This window comes from Capnocytophaga gingivalis, from assembly GCF_002302415.1.
GTDB lineage: Bacteria > Bacteroidota > Bacteroidia > Flavobacteriales > Flavobacteriaceae > Capnocytophaga > Capnocytophaga gingivalis.
Window position 1 is genome coordinate 466,258 of the sequence record NZ_CP022386.1, and the last position, 22,926, is coordinate 489,183.

Consider the following 22,926-nt stretch of genomic DNA (forward strand, 5'->3'; position numbering starts at 1 on the left):
TGAAGGAATCTGGTATATCCACGACACAAATAAGCACGAAACAGCCCACGCTTATGTGCGTGAGCTATTCGTCTGCTTATTCCTGTGTCTTTAAAATTTACCAGATTTTTCAGTATAGGAATAAAAGCCGAAGCTCTAAGTATTTTATATGTTAGTTATTACTTCACTCTTCTGTAATATGCGACAAAAGTAATATTATTTCCTGAAATACCCAAACATTATCATAGCAATTTTTATCTATGCAAATTAAATTCTTTTTAAACAATCAGATTTTTTATATCTATAAGCCCTCCTCTCTAAAATAAGCCGCTGGGTTATTAAGAAAAGTTTTGATAACAATATAGTGCTATACTTGTTCCAAGGGCGTGGCATTCATACCTGTCTCTGTGATTTCATAAATCAGAGCCCCTGGCATGGCCATGAGTATAGGTGAGTGGGTAGCGATGATAAACTGCGAATCCTCCCGCTTGAGGTGTTCCCTAATAAGATAGATCAGCGATAGCTGGTGTATAGGGGAAAGGGCGCTCTCTGGCTCATCGAAAATATAAAGCCCCTGCTTCTTCGTCCGCTCTGTGATGATATGCAAAAAAGCCTCTCCATAGGAAAAGGACGAGAGTTTCTGTCCATAATTCCACATCATGTTCTTGTACTCTCTGGTATTGTTGTTCACTGCCTCTAGCATACGAGAATGAGGCAATTCCTTAAAGGCTTGATAAGCCCATGACTTAGCATAATCATCTACTTTGGCTACATAATCACCAAAATCCTCTGCCCGAAAGAAAAAACCTTTGACCTTTTCGGTATTCATCTCCAATTTCATACATTCAGAAACCCTTTCTATAGGCTCAAAGGACTCTTGCATATAGTCCAAATAGCTATCTATACGGGGCAAACCCAATTTGTAGGCAATACTCTCTATCAGAGTGGATTTCCCTACGCCATTATCCCCTACGATAAAGGTTACCGCCTGCCCCATATCTATATGCTTGGCATAGCGTACAGCATAGGTGTTATAGGGAAAACTCTTGGTTCTCTCCGTTTCTATGTGTAATGAGCGTATATAGATAGATATCGTTTTTTATCTGCGGCAAAGTTGCTATCACTATTGGCCAAACTGTGACCGACTAATCTTTATGTTTTGTTAAAGTTTTCTTCTTTAAAATAGCAAACAAATGGCACTTGAGTCGTATAGAATATTTTCCTCCAAAAACTTGTATATTTCGCTGAAAACAAGTGCCCCATAGCCGAATAAAAAAGTTCATTTCTGCAAAAAGTAACAACAAGTGTTACCTTATGCAGAAATGAACTATCCATTTTTAATTATTTTTTAGCAGATATAAACTACATACTTATGTCAGCTCATCGACTCATTACCTCATTGACAAATTGGCTAATTGACAAATCAACTCATTGCCTCATCAGCTAGTTACCTCATTTCCTTAAGATCGGATTCAGCTCCTCATCGTTATACATCTTCATCTGTTTGTATACTTTCATATATTTTCGCCCTGCGGCGATGTCATCCAAGAGTTGGTCAAGGGCAAGAGAGAGGTCTTCTCGCTGTTGTAGAAGCACTCGTAGCTTTTCCTGGCACTTAGCAATATGTTCAGGGGTGGCATCAGTGCGCTCGGTTTCTTGCTGCATATGATAGATTTTTAGGGCTAAGATAGAGAGCCTATCCACTGCCCATGCAGGGCTCTCGGTGTTGATCGTTGCTCCTGCTTGAGGGACTACATCCTTATATTTATGAAGGAAATAGCTGTCTATATACTCTACTGTATCGGTGCGGTCTTGGTTGGAAGCGTCTATTTTTCGCTTGAGTAGGAGCGCTTCTTTGGGATCAATCTCAGGGTCACGAATGATATCTTCATAATGCCACTGTACGGTATCTATCCAATTTTTTCGATATAGAAGATGCTCAATAGTCTTACTATCGTACGGATTCTCAAAGGGTTGATTCACATCATCGGCTATATGATAGCGCAGGATACTCTCCCAAAAAATGTCATAAGCTAATTTACTAAACATATTCCTTGTTTTTTTTGCAAAAATATCGTTATTTTGCGTAATAAAAAAATTTATTTTTGAACAAATGATTATCCATCCTTTTGACCAGAGTCCATCATTGTTTTTAGAGTTTGTCGCCGAACTCAGAAATGTTGAAATACAAAAAGATAGAATGCGTTTTAGGAGAAACTTAGAGCGTATCGGTGAGCTATTGAGCTATGAAATGAGCAAGACCCTCCCCTACCAAACCCAACGGGTTGTAACCCCCTTAGGAGAAAAAGACATTCCCCGTATTAAGGATAAGATTGTGGTTTGTTCTATTCTTCGTGCAGGATTAGCCTTGCACCAAGGGATATTGAATTTCTTCGACAAGGCGGACAATGCTTTTATCTCGGCCTATCGCAAGCACACCTCCCCTTCGGAGTTTGAGATCTTGGTAGAGTACTTAGCCTCTCCCTCACTTGAGGGGAATATCCTGATCTTGGCCGACCCTATGCTGGCCACAGGACGCTCGTTTGTCAATGTATACAACTCCCTCCAGAGGCTGGGTACTCCAAAGGAAATACACCTTTTTGCGGTCATAGGTTCCCGACAAGGATTGGAGTATGTCAGTGAGCATTTCCCTGAGAACGCCCACTTATGGATCGCTACTATAGATGATCACCTGAATGAAAACAGCTATATCGTTCCTGGCTTAGGTGATGCTGGTGATTTGGCCTTTGGGGAGAAAATGCAGGGATAAGGATATCAAAATAGGAAAAGTTACTCTCTTTTTTGAAGAAGAAAAAATGGATAGTTTATACTATTTCCCTTCTACTATATAAGAGAGTGTATAGGAACCTGAAATAGAGACTAAAAAGAGAATATAGTTAAGAATTATAACGATACAAAAACGGAAGTGATCAACTCTTTTCCTATACTTATACACAACCGAGCTTGGTAGAATAGGAGAATTTTATTCAGTAATAAAAACGAAATATACTAACTTTTTTTGAGAAAACTGTCTTTTTTCATAGCTCTTATAGCCTTTTTTGGGTGTCAGTTGGTGCTGGCGCAGGATACGCTACGTACCAAAATCATCACAAATGACTCTATAAGGATAAAAAGTGACTCCTTATATAAGAGGATAGAGCGTAAAACACAGAAAAGCAAGCTTACTCGCAAGCTCCACGAATGGCTTTTCTCTTCCGTAAAGACAGATTCGTCCTCCCCTACTCCTGTCAAGAAGAAAGAAATATCTCCTTGGGGAGCTTACCAAGGAAAAATTATCCGCCATATCCATATCACCACTTATGATCCTCTGGGGTTCAATGAGCGGGATAGTACCCAACAGCCTAACAAGTGGGAAGTATTAGGAAACCGCTTTCATAACAAGACGAAAAACAAAGTAGTAGAGCGCTTATTACTCTTTAACCGCTATACCCTTTTAGACTCTATCAAGATCAAAGAGTCGGCTCGTGTATTGCGTAATCAGTCTCATATCCGTAGGGTCAGTATAGAGCCTATCCCTACCCATAGTCCGGATTCAGTGGATATAAAAGTAAATGTATTGGATAGCTGGAGCTTCTATGCTGATGCCTCAGGTTCCTTGAGAGAAGGAACCGTACGCGGATTTGAAAGAAACTTTTTAGGACTGGGACATCAGATCTCCACTCGCTATAGCCAGGAGATTCGAGGGAGTGCACGCCCGAGCTTTGGGATAGACTATGCCATTCCCAACCTATATGCTACCACTCTGAATACCGCCATAGGATATTCGTTTGACTTTGACCGATATTATTATAAATATGCCTCGGTCACCCGCCCATACTACTCTCTCTATACCCGCTGGGCAGCAGGGACAAATGTGTATGTACGCACCTTTGAAGATGGAATCCTAAAAAATGACTCTATCTACCGACAAGATTTTAAAGTAGCTGGAAAAAATATCTGGGGGAGTACCTCCGTACCGATTCTCAAAAGGCACACCCCTGCCAACCGAGTAACCAATTTAGTTTTTTCTTTGCGCTATTACCAAATAGGCTACCAAAAAGCCCCTGATACATTTCTTGATCCCGATCGTTTTTATTCGGATAAGGATACTTATTTGGCTTCTGTGGGGATCAACTATATAGGATATGAACAAGATAGGTATATCTTTCGTCATCAAGATATAGAAGATATTCCTATAGGAAAAAGTTTTACCCTTATAGGAGGCTTTCAGGAGAATTTAGGAGAAAGAAGACCCTACTTAGGGGGACGACTGATGTATGGAGATTATTTTTCCTTAGGATACTTTTCTGGGGATGTACAGATAGGGAGTTTTTTCAGCCATGACACACACAAGCAGAGTACCCTACGATGGGAATTCACCTACTTCTCCCCCTTGTTTCAGATAGGCAGATGGCACTTTAGACAGTTTGGCAAATGGCGTTCTGTGATAGGTCTCTCCCGCAAGGACTATATAAAAGATCGTGTGACCCTCAATGGCTCCACAGGGATTGTGGGCTTCGATAGTCCCACACTCACTGGAGTACATAAGTCTATCTTTACCCTACAGACCCAATCCTATTCGCCTGTTTCTCTCTGGGGATTCCGTGTCAGCCCCTTTCTGATGGCCGATATAGGCTTTATAGGTGATGACAATCATTCATTTTGGAAAGACCAAATACTAACCAAGTTTGGTATAGGGTTCTACATTACCAATGACTATGTTCCTTTGGGAAATTTTCAATTTTCCTTCATCTATATGCCACGTATTCCAGGGGTGGGAAATCACATACAGAAGTTTAGCGGGATAAGCAATACCGATTTCAGGCTTCCTTACTTCAACTATCATATTCCTGAGCTTATCCGCTATGAATAGGAAAAGTGTCTGCAACAGATTGGTTACAGACACTCTTTAGCTCTAAAGAAAACTCTCTCCAGTACTAATCCTCATAAAGCGGATTGGTATCCTGTTTGGAGAGTTCCTCTACCCTATTTTGTTTGTTAGTTTTAGCACGGGTGACAATTTTGCTGATGACATACTCCTCTTCCTTTTTCTGTCCTTGGAAGATAAGCTTTCCTGCCTTGGCTATATCCCCTATATATTTTTTGATCAAAGCATACATTTCCTTATTGGCTTGTGTATGGTACTTTCTCTCATTCATTAGGGTATTTTGCAAGACATTTAGTGCATCCAGCTGCTTGGTCTGTTCCACTATTTTTTCCAAGAACCCTTCAGGCATATCAGCAATTCTCTCTATATTATCGCTATAGTAAGGGATGGCATCGCGAACAGCCTTGACCACTCCTGCGATATTTCTACCATTGATCTTTGTCACCACCACCTTCAGCAGAGAAGTATCCAAACCAGATCGAGTGGCATAATCCTTAAGGAAAGTGATATTGCGGCGCAACTCATCAGCCTGTTTGTATAGATTAGCTGTAGTTTCCTTCTGCTTGATCACAATAGCATTGGTTGAATCATTGTTTTTCAGTTGGCTAATTGCCTTTTTGAAGTTCTCTAAATAAGAGGCATTCATAGTCTTATAAGTAGATGAAAAAGAATCCAAGTCCCTTTCAAAACTCACAGCGATAAAATCAGCTATTACCGCATAATCTTCATGCTTAATAGTAGGTGCTTTCATAAATATATTGGTTATAGGAGCTAAGAGATAGTAGCTCACAAATGATTGTGCAAAAATATATGTTTTTTTCTTATTTCACAAATTTATTTTAATTTTTTTCTTTCTTTTGGGTTTTAGAAAAAATAAAAGGCAAATGAGCATGAGACTCAGTTACCTTTTACATTTTTACTGTATAATATAATAGAAGTTACTGCATTTTTTTAGCTTCTATACTTAGGGTGGCGTGTGGTACTGCTTTAAGGCGTTCCTTATCAATAAGTTTGCCCGTTACACGACATACTCCATAGGTTTTATTTTCTATACGGATAAGTGCATTTTTCAGATCACGAATAAACTTTTCCAAACGGGTAGCCTGTGCCATATTGGATTCCTTACTCATCATCTCAGAACCTTCTTCGAAAGCCTTGAATGTAGGAGAAGTATCATCCACACTATTGTCTGCTCCATTGAGATAAGAATTGCGTAAAAACTCCAAATCCATTTGGGCTTTTTCCAACTTCTGTTCTATAATTGCCTTAAACTCTTGTAGGTCCTTATCCGAATAACGGACTTTTACTTCTTCCATAATATCAATGTTTTATTTACACTTATTTTTCCCTAAGAAATTTATAGAGAAATCCTTTTTTTGAATTGTGCAAAGATACAACATTTTTTTGAATATTTATAGCTTTTTTACAAATAAGTGTATGTCTTCCAGTAAAAAAATGACTTAAGTGTCTCTTTCTTAGTAAAATAATCACTTTTGTTAAACCTATCATACTTGAGTAAATAAGGAATTACTAAGTTCCTATCTCCATCCAAAAAGTTCGATTTTACCACATTGCTTTACCCCACTGAGTCCTTCAAAGGGATTTTTGTGTATTATTTGATATGCTTTATATTTTATTGAAAAACAATTAGTTACAATATTAATCTCCTGCTTTCAGGTTTCCTTGCAAATCCATATAGACCCTTTTCCCATTGAGGTATGCCATTATGCTCCCTTCTCCCGAATTGCTAAGAGAAACGAAATCATATATAAATGGAATGACTTCCTTGCCTTGGGTATTGACAAAACCATATTTTCCATCACGCATTGCCTCACAGATACCCTTGAAAAAGTAATCTCTTATCTGATCATATATCACAGGAATAACCTCCTTGCCCTGCTTATTGACATACCCCCATTTGCCATTGCGCTGCACTCTGGCTATGTTGAGTTCTTCTAAGGAAAAGTTTGCTGAAAAATAATCCGCCTGATCATACACAAAAGGAACCACAATCTTATCCTGCTTATCAATATAGCCCCACTTGCCATTGTACTGAACAGGGATGAGGCCGTCTCTAAAATAATTACTCTTAACCGCTTCATACTTACAGGGGACTATTTCCTTTCCTTGGTTATTGATAAAGCCATACTTTCCTCCAAGCATGACCAAGGCAGTTCCTCCATGGAATTGGCTCTTATATGGGTGGAAAAGGGCAAATCTCTCATAAATGGGCGGAGTCAAGACCTTTCCTGTTTCGGTTATATATCCCTTTTTCCCCTCCTTAACCACTACATAAATCCCCTCCGTAGGTGGATATATGGAAGCATAATCTAAGGGGATAATCACTTGGTTTTGCCAATTGATCAGCCCCATCTTGTTGTTCTTTATCACTCTTATCTGCTCTTGAGGTTTAGGGTAATATTCTTCTGTATAGATACGGTCATATTCGAAAGGGATGAGTGTTTTTCCTTCTCTGTCAATAAATCCCCACTTACCTCCCTTTTTTGCCTCAGTATAAGGAGTATTGTAACGGAATGATTTTGCTTCTTCATATAGAAAAGGGATAACCTTATTTCCCTTTGCATCCACAAAGCCCCACACCTTGTCAAGCCTCACTAATGCTCTATCGGAAACAAACTCCTCTGCCTGATCATACACAAAAGGAATGACTAATTTCCCTTGAGGGGTGATAGCCCCCCACTTATTGTTTTTCTTGACCCAAGCTATCTTATCTGGATAACCAAAGGGCTGAGCTTGCTCGTATTCAAGGGGGATGACCACTTCATTTTTAAGAGTTACATAACCATATTTTTTTGTTTTCCTATCTTGGACAATAAGGAGATCTACAAGCCCACTTCGCTTAATAGAGTCATATTTTTTTTGCCAATACTGAGCGAAACTGCTCACTCTTTTACCATAGAAATCCACCCCCGAGGAGAGTATCATTGGACTTTCTAATAGGTGCTTATAGGAAATAGTATCCTGCGCCATAAGTACGTGGACTAAGAAAAATGATATCCATAAAAAAACTGTTTTCATAAGATTTGAGCTATAATGAAACTAAGACAAATTATCTCTCTTCTTCTACCTCAACTAACAGCCAAATTAGCTACAATCCCAATTGTATAGGACATCATCAAACTTACAATGGGCTAAATCTTCTCTATTGATAAAGAAGTTCGCCACCCCTGCATCTCCAAACATCACTGAATACTGTTGGTTCCACTCAGATTCTATTTGTAATAATAGTGTATCATGAAAGTTATCATCTTCTCTTGGATCATATTGGGCAAAATCAGGATAACCTCCTATTTTATGTCCCACTCCATTAGACAGATATTTGTAAAACACTTTTAGCACTTCCTCTGGTAGCCCCCATAATCCTGGAAATTCTTCCGAAAAAGCAGCTTCCCATATCTTCTGCATCTCATCATAGAAATGTACATCTGCATAAGAGATGCCTTCTACTGACTTTTCAAAGCCCAATGCTAAGCTTTGGTTAGGATTAAAAGGAAGCTCAAGGGCATTTTCCTGTGTGAAAATATTATTTGTTTCTCTCTTTGAGGTACTTATCTTCGTATAAAGCTCCTTAATATATGCTATAGGAAGGCTTTCCTGTATCTCTGGAAAATAGCATATCCTCTTGGTATCATTCTGGCAACGATTCTCAAAATCAGCACCATAATACTCATCGCTGGCTATCCAAAATTGCAACAATCCTTTCTTAGGATATAGACTATTTTCAGGCAGTTGCTCACAATTGATTTGTGCCAACATAAAGAGAGGCTCGCCCTGAGAGGTAGTAGGTAATGTGCCCCCCTTGGTTATATAGGGAAGCCCTCCCAACTTACTCTCTGTAAGAGCCAGATTTTCACCCACTGAAAGGGTAATGTGTATTACCTCTCGTGCTGTCTCTACATTAAGCGAATCCGCCAATTGTTTGATTTGTTCTTCTGTAAATGTCATGACCTAAAAAATAGTTGTCAAATCAATTTGTAACTGAGGAAATTTCTCAGGGGCTACTATATCACCCGCAAAGAGCGGAAGCTGGGGCACATACCTGCCCTCTCTAAGTAGGTATATATCCAATTCTTTTTCTTCAGGACGTATCACCCAATACTCAGACACTTGAGCCTCTTGGTAAATCTCCATTTTCTTACGGAGTTCCTTCTCGGCATTGCTGGGCGAGACGATCTCCACCACCCAATCAGGTGCTCCATTACAACGCTTGCCGTCCTTGAGCTTCTCAGGATCACAGACGACACACAAATCGGGTTGTAGTACTGTGTTCTCCTTTCCGTCAGAAGAGGTCAAAACCACATCAAAAGGGGCTACAAAAAGCTCACACACCTTTCCTTCAAGGTAGTTATCTATCTGAGTAGAGAGCTTTCTTGATATCCGCTGATGCGCCACTGAAGCCCCTGACATTCTAAAGATCCTTCCTCGAAGCAGCTCCACCCGTTCCTCAAACTTCCACAACAGATAGTCTGCATAAGTGTAAAGACCATTGATAAGGTCTAACTGATTTATATTAGTAATTTCCATACATTTAATATTTAGTAGGGAATTGACATCCTTTCAATAGTTTTTATACTTTGGTTACTTTTATCATGTTATTTTATTTGAAATACTCTATTTTTCGTTCTACATAGAGAATAGGTACACCTTGTTCATAGTTAATGAGCTTGATCCAGTTTCCTTGTTTGTCATTTGTATAATGAAAAGTACTAAGTTTGTTAGAAGAAAAGGTCAAATGCTCAATTAAGCGACCATCTGGAGAGAATTTATTCAAAAAACCATTTTTCTCATTGCCATTTATCATAATATACTCCTCACTTAGTTTCTTATTCTTATCATAAATGTATTTAGAATCCCATATCGCATTTCCCACTCCTTGGAACAGGGAACATATCAGCTGATTTTCAGAATTGTACTGATAGAGTGCACGAGCACTTAGTTTCTCATTTCGGTAAGTATCTTTGCTGACAAGCTGTTTGTCCTTATAGGTATAGACTTCCTTAGCACTTGGGAGTTTATCTACATCTATATAGTTACATTCTATAAGCTGTCTATCAACATTATAGCTATATTTGCAAGTTACCCCTCCTTCCCCTTCTATCTGATTGAGAAGCTCCTCTGTTTTCTCTCCATCAGCATTGTATCTGTAAGAATCTCTTACGACTAATTGGTCTCGTACAAAAGTTGATTTGTCAATAAGCTGATTTTTCGTATCGTAAGTATATACTATCTTCTGGTGCAGTGTAGTGTCGAACAAACGTTTCTCTACTAAAAAACCATTGGAATTATAGGTAATTACCGAAGGTACAATATCTATCAAAAAGGCAGCAAAAAAGGCAACAGCCCCCATTCTCTGCATCAGGTACATTTGCTCTATTTTCTCAGATGGATAAAACCCCATAGAGAAAGGGTCTCCCTTGGTTATTTTTCCATCTTTCTCTATAGTAAAATAGAATGACGTTTCTACCGATTTCACCCTACCTTTCAGCCCCATCTTTGACCAATCAGTAGTTGCTGACTGTGCATAACTACACAGATAAGGTACTAATAACAATATGAATATGTGAAAAAACTTCTTCATCCCTCAAATTGTTTTTATCTTGTTCCTTAAAAAGTTACCTTAACTTGTTCAATTTACTTTCTTTATAGACCATTTTCCTGAGGTCACGAAAATGGTCATCTACATTGATACTCTGAGTTTTACATGAATCTACAGATCTATGAATAGCAATAATAAAATTCTCCCAGCGAGCATAGCCCAATATGGCTTGCAACTCACGTGCAAACCATATTTTCAACTCTCTCCTGTCTGTCTTCACTCTCTATATAATGTGTTATACTATCAAATGAGAGTTTGTACTGTACAATACTATTCTTGTCCATTATATTTTTTCAACAGCAATCTTAGTCACAATATCATCAAAAGCGACTTCTTCTCCTTGGAGAGTGTCGGCAAAGAGGATTTCATTGGCTAAGGTCTCTGCTTTGATATAGGCTTCATTGGCACGAACAGCCTTCTCAAGTGTATCTTGCTGTTGCAGGCGTATACGAATCCTATCGGTTACCTCAAGACCTGTATCTTTGCGAAGGTTCTGGATACGATTGACCAGTTCACGAGCGATACCTTCTGCGCGTAATTCATCTGTAATAGTAGCATCCAAAGCCACTACCAAACCTGTAGAGGAGCTAGCCACAAGCCAGCCTTCTATATCCTGAGAGGTGATTTCCACATCATCAAGGGTCAGTGTTAGGACTTTTCCATCAAGAGTGATTTCTTTAGTGCCTTGGCGCTCAAGAGCTTGTATGTCTTGCTGGGTAAAGTCATTGATTACCGTCGCTATATCCTTCATTTGTTTGCCATACTTAGGCCCTAGAGTTCGGAAATTAGGCTTGATTTGTTTTACCAAAATACCAGAAGCATCATCGATAAACTCAATCTCTTTTACATTCACCTCGTGCTTGATGAGATTAGCCACCGCCAATATCTCAGTTCTTTCGGCTTCACTAAGGGTAGGAATGAGTATCTTCTGCAAAGGCTGACGCACCTTGATCATCTCCCTCTTGCGGAGGGAAAGTACCAAGGAGGAGATATTCTGTGCTTTCTCCATCTTGCTTTCCAGCTGTTTATCAATGTATTCTGACTTGCTCTGAGGGAAATCCGTAAGGTGTACAGATGCTGCTTTATCCTTTCCTGTAGCCCCATTGAGGTCACGATAAAGCTTATCCATAAAGAAAGGTGCTACTGGAGCAGAGAGCTTGGCCACCACTTCCAAACAGGTATAGAGGGTTTGGTAAGCGGATATCTTATCCTCTTCGTACTCTCCCTTCCAGAAACGACGACGGCAGAGACGTACATACCAGTTACTTAGGTTCTCTTGTACAAAATCCGAGATGAGTCGGGTAGCTCGAGTAGGTTCATAATCCAAGAAAGCTTCTTTTACCTTGGCAATAAGCGTATGTAACTCGGAGAGAATCCATCGGTCTATTTCTGGACGTTTCTGCAAAGGCACTTCCGCCTCAGCATAGGTAAAGCCATCCAAATTGGCATATAGAGCAAAGAAAGAATAGGTATTATAAAGTGTTCCAAAAAACTTACGGCGTACTTCCTCAATTCCCTCTACGTCAAACTTAAGATTATCCCAAGGATTGGCATTGGAAATCATATACCAGCGAGTAGCATCTGCACCATATTTTTCCAAAGTTTCAAAAGGATCTACGGCATTGCCCAAGCGCTTGGACATCTTTTGACCATTTTTGTCCAATACCAAACCATTGGACATCACATTTTTATAAGCTACAGAGTCGAATACAGAAGTAGCAATAGCGTGAAGTGTATAGAACCAACCACGAGTCTGGTCAACCCCCTCGGCGATAAAGTCAGCAGGAAAAGCCTTGCCCTTATCGATAAGGTCTTTGTTTTCAAAAGGATAATGCACTTGTGCATAAGGCATAGAACCGGAGTCGAACCATACGTCTATCAGGTCACTTTCACGCTTCATAGGCTTTCCAGAGTCCGAAACTAAAACAATGGTATCTACAATATTCTTGTGTAGGTCTATTAGGTCATAGTTTGCCTCAGACATATCTCCAACCTTGAAATCCTTAAATGGATTTTCCTGCATGAGACCTGCCGCTACCGACTTGTTAATTTCAGTGATGAGCTCCTCAACCGAACCAATGATTTTCTCCTCCTTAGTATCCTCGGTACGCCAGATAGGTAGCGGGATTCCCCAGTAGCGAGAACGAGAGAGGTTCCAGTCGTTGATATTCTCCAACCAATTGGCAAAGCGTCCTTCACCGGTGGCCTTAGGTTTCCAGTTAATCTGCTGATTGAGTGATACTAATCGATCTCTTACCGCAGTCATCTTAACAAACCAAGAGTCCAAAGGATAGTAGAGCACGGGGGTGTCAGTACGCCAGCAATGAGGATAGCTGTGGACATATTTTTCCACCTTGAATGCCTTATTTTCGGTCTTGAGCAGAATAGCCAATTCTACATCCCAAGACTTCTCAGGTGCTTCCCCACTCTTGTAATATTCGTTCTTGATATATTTTCCTGCAGAAAGCTCAGGCACTTTGTCTCCTTTGAGAAAACGTCCTTGTAAGTCCACCAAGGGAACCAAGTTGTCATTCTCATCATGAACCAACATAGGAGGGATTCCATTTTCCTTCCCTACACGAGCATCATCCGCCCCAAAAGTAGGAGCTATATGTACGATACCAGTACCATCCTCAGTAGTTACAAAGTCACCCGGAATCACTCTAAAGGCTTTTTCTGGATTTTCAGCAGGAAGGAACCAAGGAATCAGCTGCTCATAGGTAGTGCCCACAAGGTCAGCACCCTTACATTCGGCCACGATCTGGTAAGGTACCTTCTTGCGATTTTCATCATTGGCATAAGCCACAAAATCAGCCTCCTCGGAGGTTTCAAAGAATTTTCCGGCAAGTTGTTTGGACACCAATGCTTTTGCCAATATCACTTGTATAGGTTCGAATGTATATTGATTAAAGGTTTTCACCAATACATAATCAATATTTTTACCTACTGCCAAAGCTGTATTGGAAGGCAAAGTCCAAGGAGTGGTCGTCCAAGCTAAGATATATACAGTCCCTTCAGGATTTCCGAGTTCCTTTGTTGCTTGAGGGGCAAAATTCTTTACCCTGAACTGGGCTACGATTGTCGTATCGCTTACATCGCGGTAGCAGCCTGGTTGGTTTAGCTCATGAGAGGAAAGCCCAGTCCCCGCCTTGGGTGAATATGGTTGGATAGTATATCCTTTGTAGAGCAAACCTTTGTTATACAATTGCTTAAGAAGCCACCATACCGTCTCCATATATTTGGGCTTATAGGTGATATAAGGATCGTTCAAGTCCACCCAATAACCGATCTGCTCAGTGAGGTTGTTCCAGATGTCGGTATAGCGCATCACCGCCTCCTTACAAGCTTTGTTATAGTCAGCCACAGAGATTTTCTTACCAATATCATCCTTGGTAATGCCTAATTCCTTTTCCACCCCCAATTCCACAGGAAGACCATGGGTATCCCAACCTGCCTTGCGGAATACCTGCGCTCCCAACTGGGTATGGAAGCGACAGAAAATATCCTTGAGGGCACGAGCCATCACATGGTGGATACCAGGCAGCCCATTGGCAGAAGGAGGTCCCTCATAGAAAATAAAAGGCTCCTTGCCATTACGGAAATCTATACTCTTTTGGAAGATATCATTGTCTTTCCAAAATTGCAATATCTCTTGGGCTATCTTGGTTAGTTCTAAGGCTTTGTACTCTGTAAATTTCATTTTTCTAATTATTAAATTGTCAATTGTTACATACTGTGGATTTCACAGCTAATTTTAAGGAAGCAAATTTACAACTTTTTCTCAATAAATCAAGTATTATTTTTAATTTTTAATATCGTTGCCCTTCTATTAGTCTTTGCAAAAATTTAACTTTACAGATATTGCTGTGTATGATAAAGTTTGTATATTTGCATATTCTTAAGCCTACTACTTTTAGTAGAGATATGAATTTTTAATTTGAGATAAAGAAACATAACATATTAAGCGTTTCGCTTTAGCACTTCCCGTTATAGAAAACGACCAATTTTTTAAATGTTACGAGGAAGTAAAAGTAGAAATGCCTGCGATTAACGTAGGCATTCCTTTTGCTTTGTAACATAGCCTTTGGTCGGGCTTCTATAACGAGTATAAAGGAATGTTTGCGTTTTTTTATTCATCAGAGATCCGCTAATCAAATTTTAATAAACAATGAATAAAATCTTCACATTAATCGCAGTTGCTTTAGTGGGATACACCCCTATTAAAGCCCAAAATGTCAAATTAGGAGTTAGAGCTGGTGCCAATATATCCACTCTTACAAATTTTAGTTCATATAGAAATACTCCCGAAAAAATAGACACCAGTGAAATAACTACTGGTCTTAGAATGGGAGGATATATAGGTTCCTTTATTGAATATCATATCACAGAACGAATCGCAATAGAGGGAGGATTTACTTATTCTTATCAAGGTGCTAATTTCAAAACAGGAAAACATACTACTACTGATACAAAAAATGGCAATACCATAAGAGAAGAAACTTATAATTTTAATAAAGGTAGCCACATTGTCTTCAATCAACTGAACCTACCTACATGGCTCAAATACAATTTCACTTCATCACTACAAGCTAAGACGGGAATAATCTTGGGATATCTTTTGAGTTCAAATGTTAAAAACAGTAATGACTCTTATAGTCCTAAACCTATAAACCGCTTAGATGTAGGATTGGGCATTGGAGGAGAATACAATTTCTCTTCAGGATTATTTATTGACACTAATTTTACCTTAGGACTTACTGAACTAAAAGTAAAAAATAGCAATAATTATACAGACCCAAGTTTTGAAAATCGGGTATTCCAAATAGGAGTTGGATACAAATTCTAATAATTTTAATAGGATAACAAAAAAACACTGCAAAGAAATTGCAGTGTTTTTTGTTATAAAATTTTTAGGCTTTTTAGTTTTCTCCATTACTAACAGCTACTAAAAAAAGTATCTCATTGGGCTTGGATATTTTTTAAAAATTATAAATATCTTTCTCTCCATTTAGAATCATTTCAAAATTCTATGTATTTCCTGAAAGAGAAAATGTAAAAGATTATCTTCTCCTCCTGATCCTTATAATTGTATTTCCTATTATTTGATAAGTATCTATATGCTTATAATACTTACAAACTCGACTGTTTTTAAAAAAAACTATGTGTAGTTACTCAATTTTTGCTAGAGATAATAGTCAGTTTTCCACATTCATCAATTGTTTGAGATTGTTCATTAACTATTTTGGACTCTAATTGTCAAATACCAGTAATGCCTCTAGAGAAATCATCACTTTTTGGAAAAAGAAAATAAACAAGGCCATAGGAGCCATTGCTGATAATAAAATTCTTCACCACGTACCAATCTATGGACACTCGTTAGTTATATTCTTCACTCCCCTATTCCTTTTATCTTTACGCCAAGTAGTGCCATGGAGGTCAGTACAGCCCCTATGGTTACTCCTACCAAACCATGCATATTGACCGATTGTCCCGTAACGTATAGGTTGGGAATATGTGTCTGTGGCATAATATGGTTTTGTCTTGTTCTGAGGATATTCTTCTCATAGCCATAGATAGCCCCTGTAGGGTTGCCTATATAATCGCGATAGGTCAGCGGAGTAGCGGTATATTGCGCTACTATACACCCCTTGAGCTGTGGAAAACGCTGATATACTACCTCCAAGAGTTGTTGGGCTTTTCGAGCCTTGAAGGCCTCATAGTCCACACCCCTACCCTGTGGTGCTATGAGTGTATGGGTTGTGCTTTCCCACTGACTGAGCTCTTGAGCATTCATGTAGGTTAGGATCGTCATATTATCAGCATAAGCCCCCCCATCCTTAGGTGGGTTCATGGAGAGCATATAGGTAGTGGGGAAAGTATCTGTTGTGTAATGGGTAGCCTGCCATACCTGAGAAGAATCTCTATGCCAATAGATATTATAGGGCAAGTAAGGAAAAGACTGCTTCTTGAGTACCAAGTGCAGCGAGAAGACCCCTGCAACGGGTGTCAATGCGTCTATCCGCTTGTAGTAGGCAGGTCTGAAATGGGTTCTCCCCGCTATGGATAGCAGCTGCTTTATATCTATATCCGAGACAAAGTCCGTAGCTATATATTTTTCCTGCTGAGAGGTAATCACCGAATAGATTTTCCCCTCTCTGTACTCAAAAGCAAGTGCCTTATTCTCAGCAAATAGTTCCACTCCTAAAGCACGTAATTCCCTAAGCAGTAAGGAGGTAATCTGAGAGCCTCCTTGGCGAAAACGCCAGGCACTCTCTATGTAAGAATTGACCGAAAGGGCATGTACATACAGGGGCGTGTACTCCCCTACGCCCCCATATAGAAAATTACTCCCTAAGAGTACAGCCTGCAGGCGCTCATTGGCAGTAAGGCTTTTGATATATTCCGTAAGAGATTGCTCCAGCCAAGACTGATCGTAGCTCCCCTCCAAGCGGAAACGATATAGGGGGAAGGCATCACAGACCTCTTTTATTTTAGTTATATATTGTTCCAAGGCCTCATGCTCTTGGGGAAAATAGGGTAATAATGCCCTTACAAAAGAAGTATATCCCTGTGCATGAGGATAAGCTATCTCCTCCTGACCAAAGCAAATATAATCAAACCCCTCCTGTGGCATGCGCTCTAAATCCAAATAAGGGAGGATACCTGCATAAGAAAAATAACTATAGAGGGTCTGCCCCTTATCAAGGCTACCCACATAGTGAACTCCCGTATCAAATAGGATTCCCTGACGCAAGAAAGTCTGCAAGTTGCCACCAAACTGTTTGTTCTGTTCAAGTACAGCTACTTTTTTACCTTCTTTGGCTAAGATAAGTGCGGTCATCAGTCCCCCAAGACCACTTCCTATGATTATTGTATCGTATTTCGAACGCATGGAAAGTTCCTTATATTGAAGGGACAAATATAGATATTTTTTACGAGATTAGAAAATTAATATTTCTAACTTCTTTTCTCGAATATTATTGTATATTTGCACTTGAATAGTTTATACGCAAGAATACATAGTGGCTATGGAAGAAATTTTATACAAATATCTCCCTCATGAATCGGTTATTCCTTGTTTTGCTCTGATTAAGGAATTGGGAATCTACCTAAAAATCGTCAATGAACGACAGAGTCGTCATGGGGATTATCAGCGGCTTCCTAATGGGCAACACAAAATTACGATCAATGCTAATCTGAACAAATACCGTTTTCTGATGACCCTCATTCATGAGATTGCCCACCTTGTAGCCATCGAGAAGTACGGTCGCCAGATCAAGCCTCATGGCAATGAGTGGAAACTGACTTACCAAGGGCTGATGCAGCCTTTCCTCCGTCCTGAGATATTCCCTAGGGAGCTGCTCTCCTATCTTGTTATTCACTTTCAGAATCCGTCGGCCAGTAGTGATACCGATGTACACCTATCTCTGGCCATGCAACAATATGATACAGAAGAACGCCGCAAACACTATCTCTTTGAACTACCTACAGGGAGCTTCTTTCGTACCGATGACGGACGTCTCTTCCGCAAAGGAGAAAAGAAAATCAAGCGCTATGAATGTACTGAGGTGGAAACCAACCGAAAATTTGTTGTACAGCCCCACGCCTTAGTAGAACGAGTAGAGCTAATATAAAAAGCCACTTGACTGCTCAAGTGGCTTTTTAGTATTTTAGAATCTATACGCTTATATGGCTTTACATCTTTCCTTGAGCCAAGCACGTTGTTCTTCACCTACTAAAGGACTAATTTTTTCCTCTACCCATTTGTTATAGTTATTGAGCCAATTGCGTTCTTCCTCGGTAAGTAGAGCAACATCAATGGCACGGGTATCCAATGGGCAAATAGTAAGTGTCTCCAATCCGTAAAAATCTCCAAACTCAGAAGTACCCTTTTTCTGTACTACAAAGAGGTTTTCTATACGAATACCATAACGTCCTTCGCAGTAGAGACCAGGTTCGTTAGAACATACCATGTGCTCAAGTAGAGCGACATCTCTTAGATCCTTACGAAGACTCTGAGGTCCTTCATGCACACAGAGATAGCTACCTACTCCATGGCCAGTACCATGACCAAAATCACGCATATTTCTCCATAGGATAGCCCTTGTAATGGCATCGAGCTGTACCCCACGAGTACCTGTAGGGAATAGAGTATTGCTTAGAGTAATCATGGCCTTCATCACCAAGGTGTAATCCTTCTTGAACTCATCAGAGAATTTTCCTAAAGGAATAATACGAGTAATGTCGGTAGTTCCTTCAGTATAGTGAGCTCCTGAATCGATTAGGATAGTACCTTCTGCCTTGACAGGCACCCCTGGTGTCTCGGTAGCATGGTGGTGAACTATAGCCCCATTGCCCAAATAGCCTACAATCATCGCAAAGCTATTGCCCAAGAAACCTTCTTGTTCGGCACGGAACTTATCCAAGATTTTCCCTAAGGAGTATTCGGTGAGCTCTACCTTACCTATATTCTTATCAAGCCAACAGAAGAAATTGGTCAGTGCCACCCCATCCTTAATCATCGCCTTGCGGAAGCCTTCGAGCTCTGTTTCGTTCTTAACAGCCTTGAGTAGCTGAATAGGAGAAACTTCTGTATATATGGTATTTTTAGGTTCTACTGTATTGAAAATAGATTGGTTAGCATCTGGAGAGAGCAATATTTTTTCTCCGTTTATATGACTAATTTCTTTGAAGAAATCGTGATAATCCTTCAGTTCTATATGATGCTGTTTCAGATAAGCCTTTACCGAATCATCACACTGTTTTAGCTCTGCAAAAAGCGTTGCTTTCTCTGGAGTAATAGAAAGGTAGGCGAGGAATACAGGATTAAAAACTATATCATTACCACGTAAGTTGGTTACCCAAGCCACATCATCCAAAGCTGTTACCAAAAAGTGAGTCACACCCTTCTTCTGCATTATCTTCCTAAGGGAAGCAATCTTACTAGTAGCAGATTCGCCTGTATATTTTTCAGGACGCACATAGATAGTTTGACGCTCATCCTTAGGTCTTTCCTTCCAAATCTTTTCGATAAGAGGAGCATCCACGATGGTAATATCTTTACGCTTGAGGGTCTGACTGAGCAAAACCCAAGTGTTATGAGGAGTACAAAGAGCATTGCATCCTACCTTAGCCCCCTGATGAAGTTCATCCAAGAGCCATTGATCACTCTCAGGGGCATCCTTAGTACCTTCTATATAGAAATCCACCCCTGTACCTGTGAGCTGATTTTTGGCCTGTACTAAGTAGCGACCATCTGTCCAAAGCACAGCCTTATCTTGGGTGATAAATACATAACCTGCTGAGCTATCGAAACTTGTAATCCATTTTCTTTCTTCCCAATAAGGGGTAAAGTACTCACTCATGTGAGGATCCGCATTGAAAACCACAAAAGCGTCCAAGCCATTGGCTTTCATCTCATTACGAAGTAATGATAATTTTTCTTTTGTTGTCATTATTTTTCTTTTTTAAAATATAGTTTGCAAAAACACTTCTGTCGCCCCTATCCCATAGCGAGCATAATCAGCATCTTGGTAGATGAGGTTGCTATAACGAGCAAAGAGTGTCTCCAACTCCGCCTTGAGCACTCCCTCCCCTACTCCATGTATAAAAACAATACGTGGAATCCCACGCTTGATGGCAAATTCTAACTGATGCTTAGCTTCTTCTATCTGAGTGGTGAGTATATCATAGTTGGTCATGCCGCGAGGGGTGGCAACCAATTTCTCTATATGTAAATCTACCTCCATGGCAGGAGCCACTTTTTTCTTAGCTTTTTTCCCTTTTAGTGTAGCTGTTTTTGTATTTTTTTCTTCCTTAGGAGCTATCCCTGTCATTCTGTGGTAATGCAAAGAAGCGTTTTCATCTATTTTGATCAATTCCTGAGGTAAAAAAGTAAGCAATAAGCCCTCTGAGGTCTCTACACACACACCCTGGGCAGTAATCTTAGTTACTTTCCCTTTGATAGATTCATCTATCACCTCCACTACATCGCCAATCGCTACCATTTTTTATTCTTAAAATGTTTGCAAAGGTACAAAAATAATCTTTAATTATCAACGATTATCGAATAATTAACACTTGACAAATTCCATAAAAAGGTGTACCTTTGCAAAATATTTCAAGTGTATACTTTCATGACATTTAGAACCTATATTTCCATACTATGTACCCTGATTCTTCTCTCCTGCAGCAAGGTAGAACCTGAAAGCTATTACCTGCAAAAGGCTACCCAAAAAGCATTGACTGAAGATGTCAACTATACTGTAAAAGATTTTATCTGGCGAGGACTAAACCAGTATTATCTATGGCAACCACAACAGGAGCTACTCTCCGATACACGATTCTCTCCGGCAAATGCTACCAATCCTGCTTATGTAAATTTCTTAAAAAGTTTTTCTTCTAATGAATTGCTTTTCAATTCATTGAAATACGAAGGGGATCGATTTAGCTATATCACTGACAACTATGAGGAATTGGAGGAAGAACTCCAAGGAGCATTACTCAGTACAGGTATGGAGTTTGGCATAGCTCAACTTACGGATATGAATAATATTATTATCGGGTATGTCCGCTATGTGATTCCTAATTCTGATGCTGAAAAGCAAGGAGTCAAGCGAGGAGATATATTTCTGGAGGTAGATGGAGAAAAGCTCTCCACTGAGAATTATCAAAGGCTACTGAGGGACAACAAAAACAAATCCATTACTTTTTCTTTTTACACCATCTCGGATGGAGGATTTCAGTTTTCAGCACATAAAATCATCTCCCAGCATACACTTCATGAAAATCCAATTCTCTTACACAAAATTCTTCAAAAAGGAGATAAGAAAATAGGATATTTGTTATATAATTCTTTCCTTAACCGTTATGATAAGGAACTCAATGAGGTATTTGGAACATTTAAATCAGGTGGAGTGACCGATCTTGTCCTTGATCTGAGGTACAATCCTGGAGGAAGTGTACAAACGGCCATCTATTTAGCCAGTATGATAGCCGGTACTGATACCCAAAAATTATTTGTTCGACAGACCTCTAATCCTAAAATGAAAGGTCGCTGGAAGAGCGATTATGCCTTTGAGGACAATATTGCAGGCACCCCTATCCACAGCCTAAAACTCTCCTCGGTATATATACTTACCTCCCGACAGACAGCCTCCGCTTCAGAATTGATTATCAATGGATTAAAACCTTACTTAAAAGTCATACAAATAGGGGATGTTACTGTAGGAAAGCCCTTAGCATCTATTACCATCAAGGATACCAAAAACAAAGATAACAAATGGGCTATGCAGCCTATTGTTCTTAGATCAGAGAATGCTAATGGATTTGGAGCTTATGAAAATGGAATTGCCCCTGATATCTTTCTAAGAGAGCAACTGGGTAGGTTGGGGGTCTTGGGTGATGAGAATGAGCCCCTACTGGCCAAGGCTATAGAAGAGATCACAGGTGTCCCTCGCTTTACTGCTTCCACCAGAAGCCGCCGCAGTACAAGAACAAAGGAACTATCCTTCAAGGATATAGACAATTCCAGAAGCGGTGCTGCCTATTATAACCGAATGTATATACCTAATCAAAATACCGATGAATAAAGAAATTCCTTGGCAAATAGCCAAAAACTATGAGGATATTACCTATAAGAAATATAATGGCGTGGCACGTATTGCCTTCAACCGTCCTGAAGTAAGAAATGCCTTTCGCCCTCGTACTACTTCCGAACTTATCGATGCTCTGAGAGATGCCACAGAGGACACCTCTATCGGGTGTGTGCTTATTTCCGCCGAAGGGCCTTCGCCTAAGGATGGGGTATGGTCATTCTGTAGTGGTGGAGACCAGCGTGTACGGGGTAAGCAAGGATATGTAGGAGAAGATGGTGCCCACCGCTTGAATATCTTAGAAGCACAGCGCCTAATCCGCTTTATGCCTAAGGTGGTTATTGCCGTAGTACCTGGCTGGGCTGTGGGGGGCGGACATAGCTTGCACGTGGTGTGTGATCTTACCTTAGCCAGCAAAGAGCATGCTATCTTCAAACAAACAGATACCGATGTAGCAAGCTTCGATGCTGGGTATGGTTCGGCTTACTTAGCCAAAATGGTCGGACAGAAAAAAGCTCGTGAAATTTTCTTCTTAGGAAGAAACTATTCTGCTCAAGAGGCTTTCGAGATGGGAATGGTCAATGCTGTTATCTCTCATGAAGAACTGGAAAGTACAGCCTTTGAGTGGGCACAGGAAATCCTTCGAAAATCACCTACCGCAATCAAAATGGCCAAATATGCCATGAACCTTACCGATGATGGTATGGTCGGACAACAAATATTTGCAGGAGAAGCCACTCGCTTAGCTTATATGACTGATGAAGCCAAAGAAGGTAGAGATGCTTTCTTAGAAAAGCGCAAACCTAATTTTGAAAAAAAATGGATTCCTAATTAGTCATTTTTGCCTA

At 39.9% G+C, this 22,926-nt stretch carries 18 protein-coding genes and 1 pseudogene; 6 read left to right on the forward strand and 13 right to left on the reverse strand.

Annotated elements, in window-relative coordinates; genetic code table 11:
* Positions 1 to 346 precede the first annotated feature (346 nt).
* Positions 347 to 1,066, reverse strand: coding sequence for an AAA family ATPase (locus CGC50_RS02235; RefSeq protein WP_095909505.1), 720 nt, complete (start codon positions 1,064 to 1,066; stop codon positions 347 to 349).
* 365 nt (positions 1,067 to 1,431) lie between these two features.
* The gene (locus CGC50_RS02240) at positions 1,432 to 2,028 is read right to left on the reverse strand and encodes a DUF4254 domain-containing protein (protein WP_002668444.1); all 597 of its coding nucleotides are present in this window, start codon (positions 2,026 to 2,028) and stop codon (positions 1,432 to 1,434) included.
* A gap of 64 nt (positions 2,029 to 2,092) precedes the next feature.
* Here CGC50_RS02240 and upp point away from each other — a divergent pair, with 64 nt between their 5' ends.
* Both upp and CGC50_RS02250 read left to right on the forward strand, forming a co-directional pair.
* On the forward strand, positions 2,093 to 2,749 hold the full coding sequence (gene upp, locus CGC50_RS02245; protein ID WP_095909506.1) for a uracil phosphoribosyltransferase: 657 nt from the start codon (positions 2,093 to 2,095) through the stop codon (positions 2,747 to 2,749).
* Between the two features lie 249 nt (positions 2,750 to 2,998).
* Positions 2,999 to 4,852: a BamA/TamA family outer membrane protein gene (locus CGC50_RS02250; protein WP_095909507.1), complete on the forward strand. Its 1,854-nt coding sequence runs from the start codon at positions 2,999 to 3,001 to the stop codon at positions 4,850 to 4,852.
* 64 nt (positions 4,853 to 4,916) lie between these two features.
* On the opposite strand, the gene CGC50_RS02255 is transcribed toward CGC50_RS02250, so the two are convergent.
* The 8 genes and pseudogenes from CGC50_RS02255 to ileS all read right to left on the reverse strand — a co-directional run bounded on the left by CGC50_RS02255 (position 4,917) and on the right by ileS (position 14,184).
* A complete protein-coding gene (locus CGC50_RS02255; protein WP_095911260.1) occupies positions 4,917 to 5,618 on the reverse strand; it encodes a hypothetical protein in 702 nt (233 codons plus the stop codon).
* Positions 5,619 to 5,805: 187 nt separating this feature from the next.
* The gene (locus tag CGC50_RS02260; protein WP_002668060.1) at positions 5,806 to 6,183 is read right to left on the reverse strand and encodes a TraR/DksA family transcriptional regulator; all 378 of its coding nucleotides are present in this window, start codon (positions 6,181 to 6,183) and stop codon (positions 5,806 to 5,808) included.
* A 343-nt stretch (positions 6,184 to 6,526) separates the two neighbouring features.
* Positions 6,527 to 7,906: a WG repeat-containing protein gene (locus CGC50_RS02265; RefSeq protein ID WP_232781166.1), complete on the reverse strand. Its 1,380-nt coding sequence runs from the start codon at positions 7,904 to 7,906 to the stop codon at positions 6,527 to 6,529.
* Between the two features lie 66 nt (positions 7,907 to 7,972).
* On the reverse strand, positions 7,973 to 8,833 hold the full coding sequence (locus CGC50_RS02270; RefSeq protein ID WP_095909508.1) for a YwqG family protein: 861 nt from the start codon (positions 8,831 to 8,833) through the stop codon (positions 7,973 to 7,975).
* 3 nt (positions 8,834 to 8,836) lie between these two features.
* Positions 8,837 to 9,412, reverse strand: a complete 576-nt coding sequence (locus tag CGC50_RS02275; RefSeq protein ID WP_095909509.1) for a Uma2 family endonuclease — start codon at positions 9,410 to 9,412, stop codon at positions 8,837 to 8,839.
* A gap of 73 nt (positions 9,413 to 9,485) precedes the next feature.
* Positions 9,486 to 10,466, reverse strand: a complete 981-nt coding sequence (locus CGC50_RS02280; RefSeq protein ID WP_095909510.1) for a hypothetical protein — start codon at positions 10,464 to 10,466, stop codon at positions 9,486 to 9,488.
* 67 nt (positions 10,467 to 10,533) lie between these two features.
* A pseudogene (locus CGC50_RS14290) lies at positions 10,534 to 10,768 on the reverse strand (DNA damage-inducible protein D); the annotation flags it as partial.
* Positions 10,768 to 14,184: an isoleucine--tRNA ligase gene (gene ileS, locus CGC50_RS02290; RefSeq protein ID WP_095909511.1), complete on the reverse strand. Its 3,417-nt coding sequence runs from the start codon at positions 14,182 to 14,184 to the stop codon at positions 10,768 to 10,770. The pseudogene CGC50_RS14290 and the gene ileS, both read right to left, overlap by 1 nt.
* A gap of 468 nt (positions 14,185 to 14,652) precedes the next feature.
* Here ileS and CGC50_RS02295 point away from each other — a divergent pair, with 468 nt between their 5' ends.
* Positions 14,653 to 15,330 (forward strand): porin family protein, encoded by a 678-nt coding sequence (locus CGC50_RS02295; RefSeq protein ID WP_095909512.1) that lies wholly within the window; start codon positions 14,653 to 14,655, stop codon positions 15,328 to 15,330.
* A 543-nt stretch (positions 15,331 to 15,873) separates the two neighbouring features.
* Here CGC50_RS02295 and CGC50_RS02300 read toward each other — a convergent pair.
* Entirely contained in the window at positions 15,874 to 17,376 is a 1,503-nt protein-coding gene (locus tag CGC50_RS02300) for a phytoene desaturase family protein (protein ID WP_095909513.1), read from the reverse strand.
* A 136-nt stretch (positions 17,377 to 17,512) separates the two neighbouring features.
* Between CGC50_RS02300 and CGC50_RS02305 the strand changes: the two genes are divergently transcribed.
* Entirely contained in the window at positions 17,513 to 18,118 is a 606-nt protein-coding gene (locus tag CGC50_RS02305) for a SprT-like domain-containing protein (protein ID WP_002668276.1), read from the forward strand.
* A 51-nt stretch (positions 18,119 to 18,169) separates the two neighbouring features.
* Here CGC50_RS02305 and CGC50_RS02310 read toward each other — a convergent pair whose 3' ends face one another.
* Together CGC50_RS02310 and CGC50_RS02315 are read right to left on the reverse strand one after the other, a co-directional pair.
* Positions 18,170 to 19,939 (reverse strand): aminopeptidase P family protein, encoded by a 1,770-nt coding sequence (locus CGC50_RS02310; protein WP_095909514.1) that lies wholly within the window; start codon positions 19,937 to 19,939, stop codon positions 18,170 to 18,172.
* A 12-nt stretch (positions 19,940 to 19,951) separates the two neighbouring features.
* The gene (locus tag CGC50_RS02315; protein ID WP_002667985.1) at positions 19,952 to 20,491 is read right to left on the reverse strand and encodes a Smr/MutS family protein; all 540 of its coding nucleotides are present in this window, start codon (positions 20,489 to 20,491) and stop codon (positions 19,952 to 19,954) included.
* Positions 20,492 to 20,620: 129 nt separating this feature from the next.
* Between CGC50_RS02315 and CGC50_RS02320 the strand changes: the two genes are divergently transcribed.
* Together CGC50_RS02320 and CGC50_RS02325 are read left to right on the forward strand one after the other, a co-directional pair.
* Positions 20,621 to 22,075, forward strand: coding sequence for a S41 family peptidase (locus CGC50_RS02320; RefSeq protein WP_095909515.1), 1,455 nt, complete (start codon positions 20,621 to 20,623; stop codon positions 22,073 to 22,075).
* The gene (locus CGC50_RS02325; protein WP_095909516.1) at positions 22,068 to 22,913 is read left to right on the forward strand and encodes a 1,4-dihydroxy-2-naphthoyl-CoA synthase; all 846 of its coding nucleotides are present in this window, start codon (positions 22,068 to 22,070) and stop codon (positions 22,911 to 22,913) included. Before CGC50_RS02320 ends, CGC50_RS02325 begins: the two co-directional genes overlap by 8 nt.
* Positions 22,914 to 22,926 lie beyond the last annotated feature (13 nt).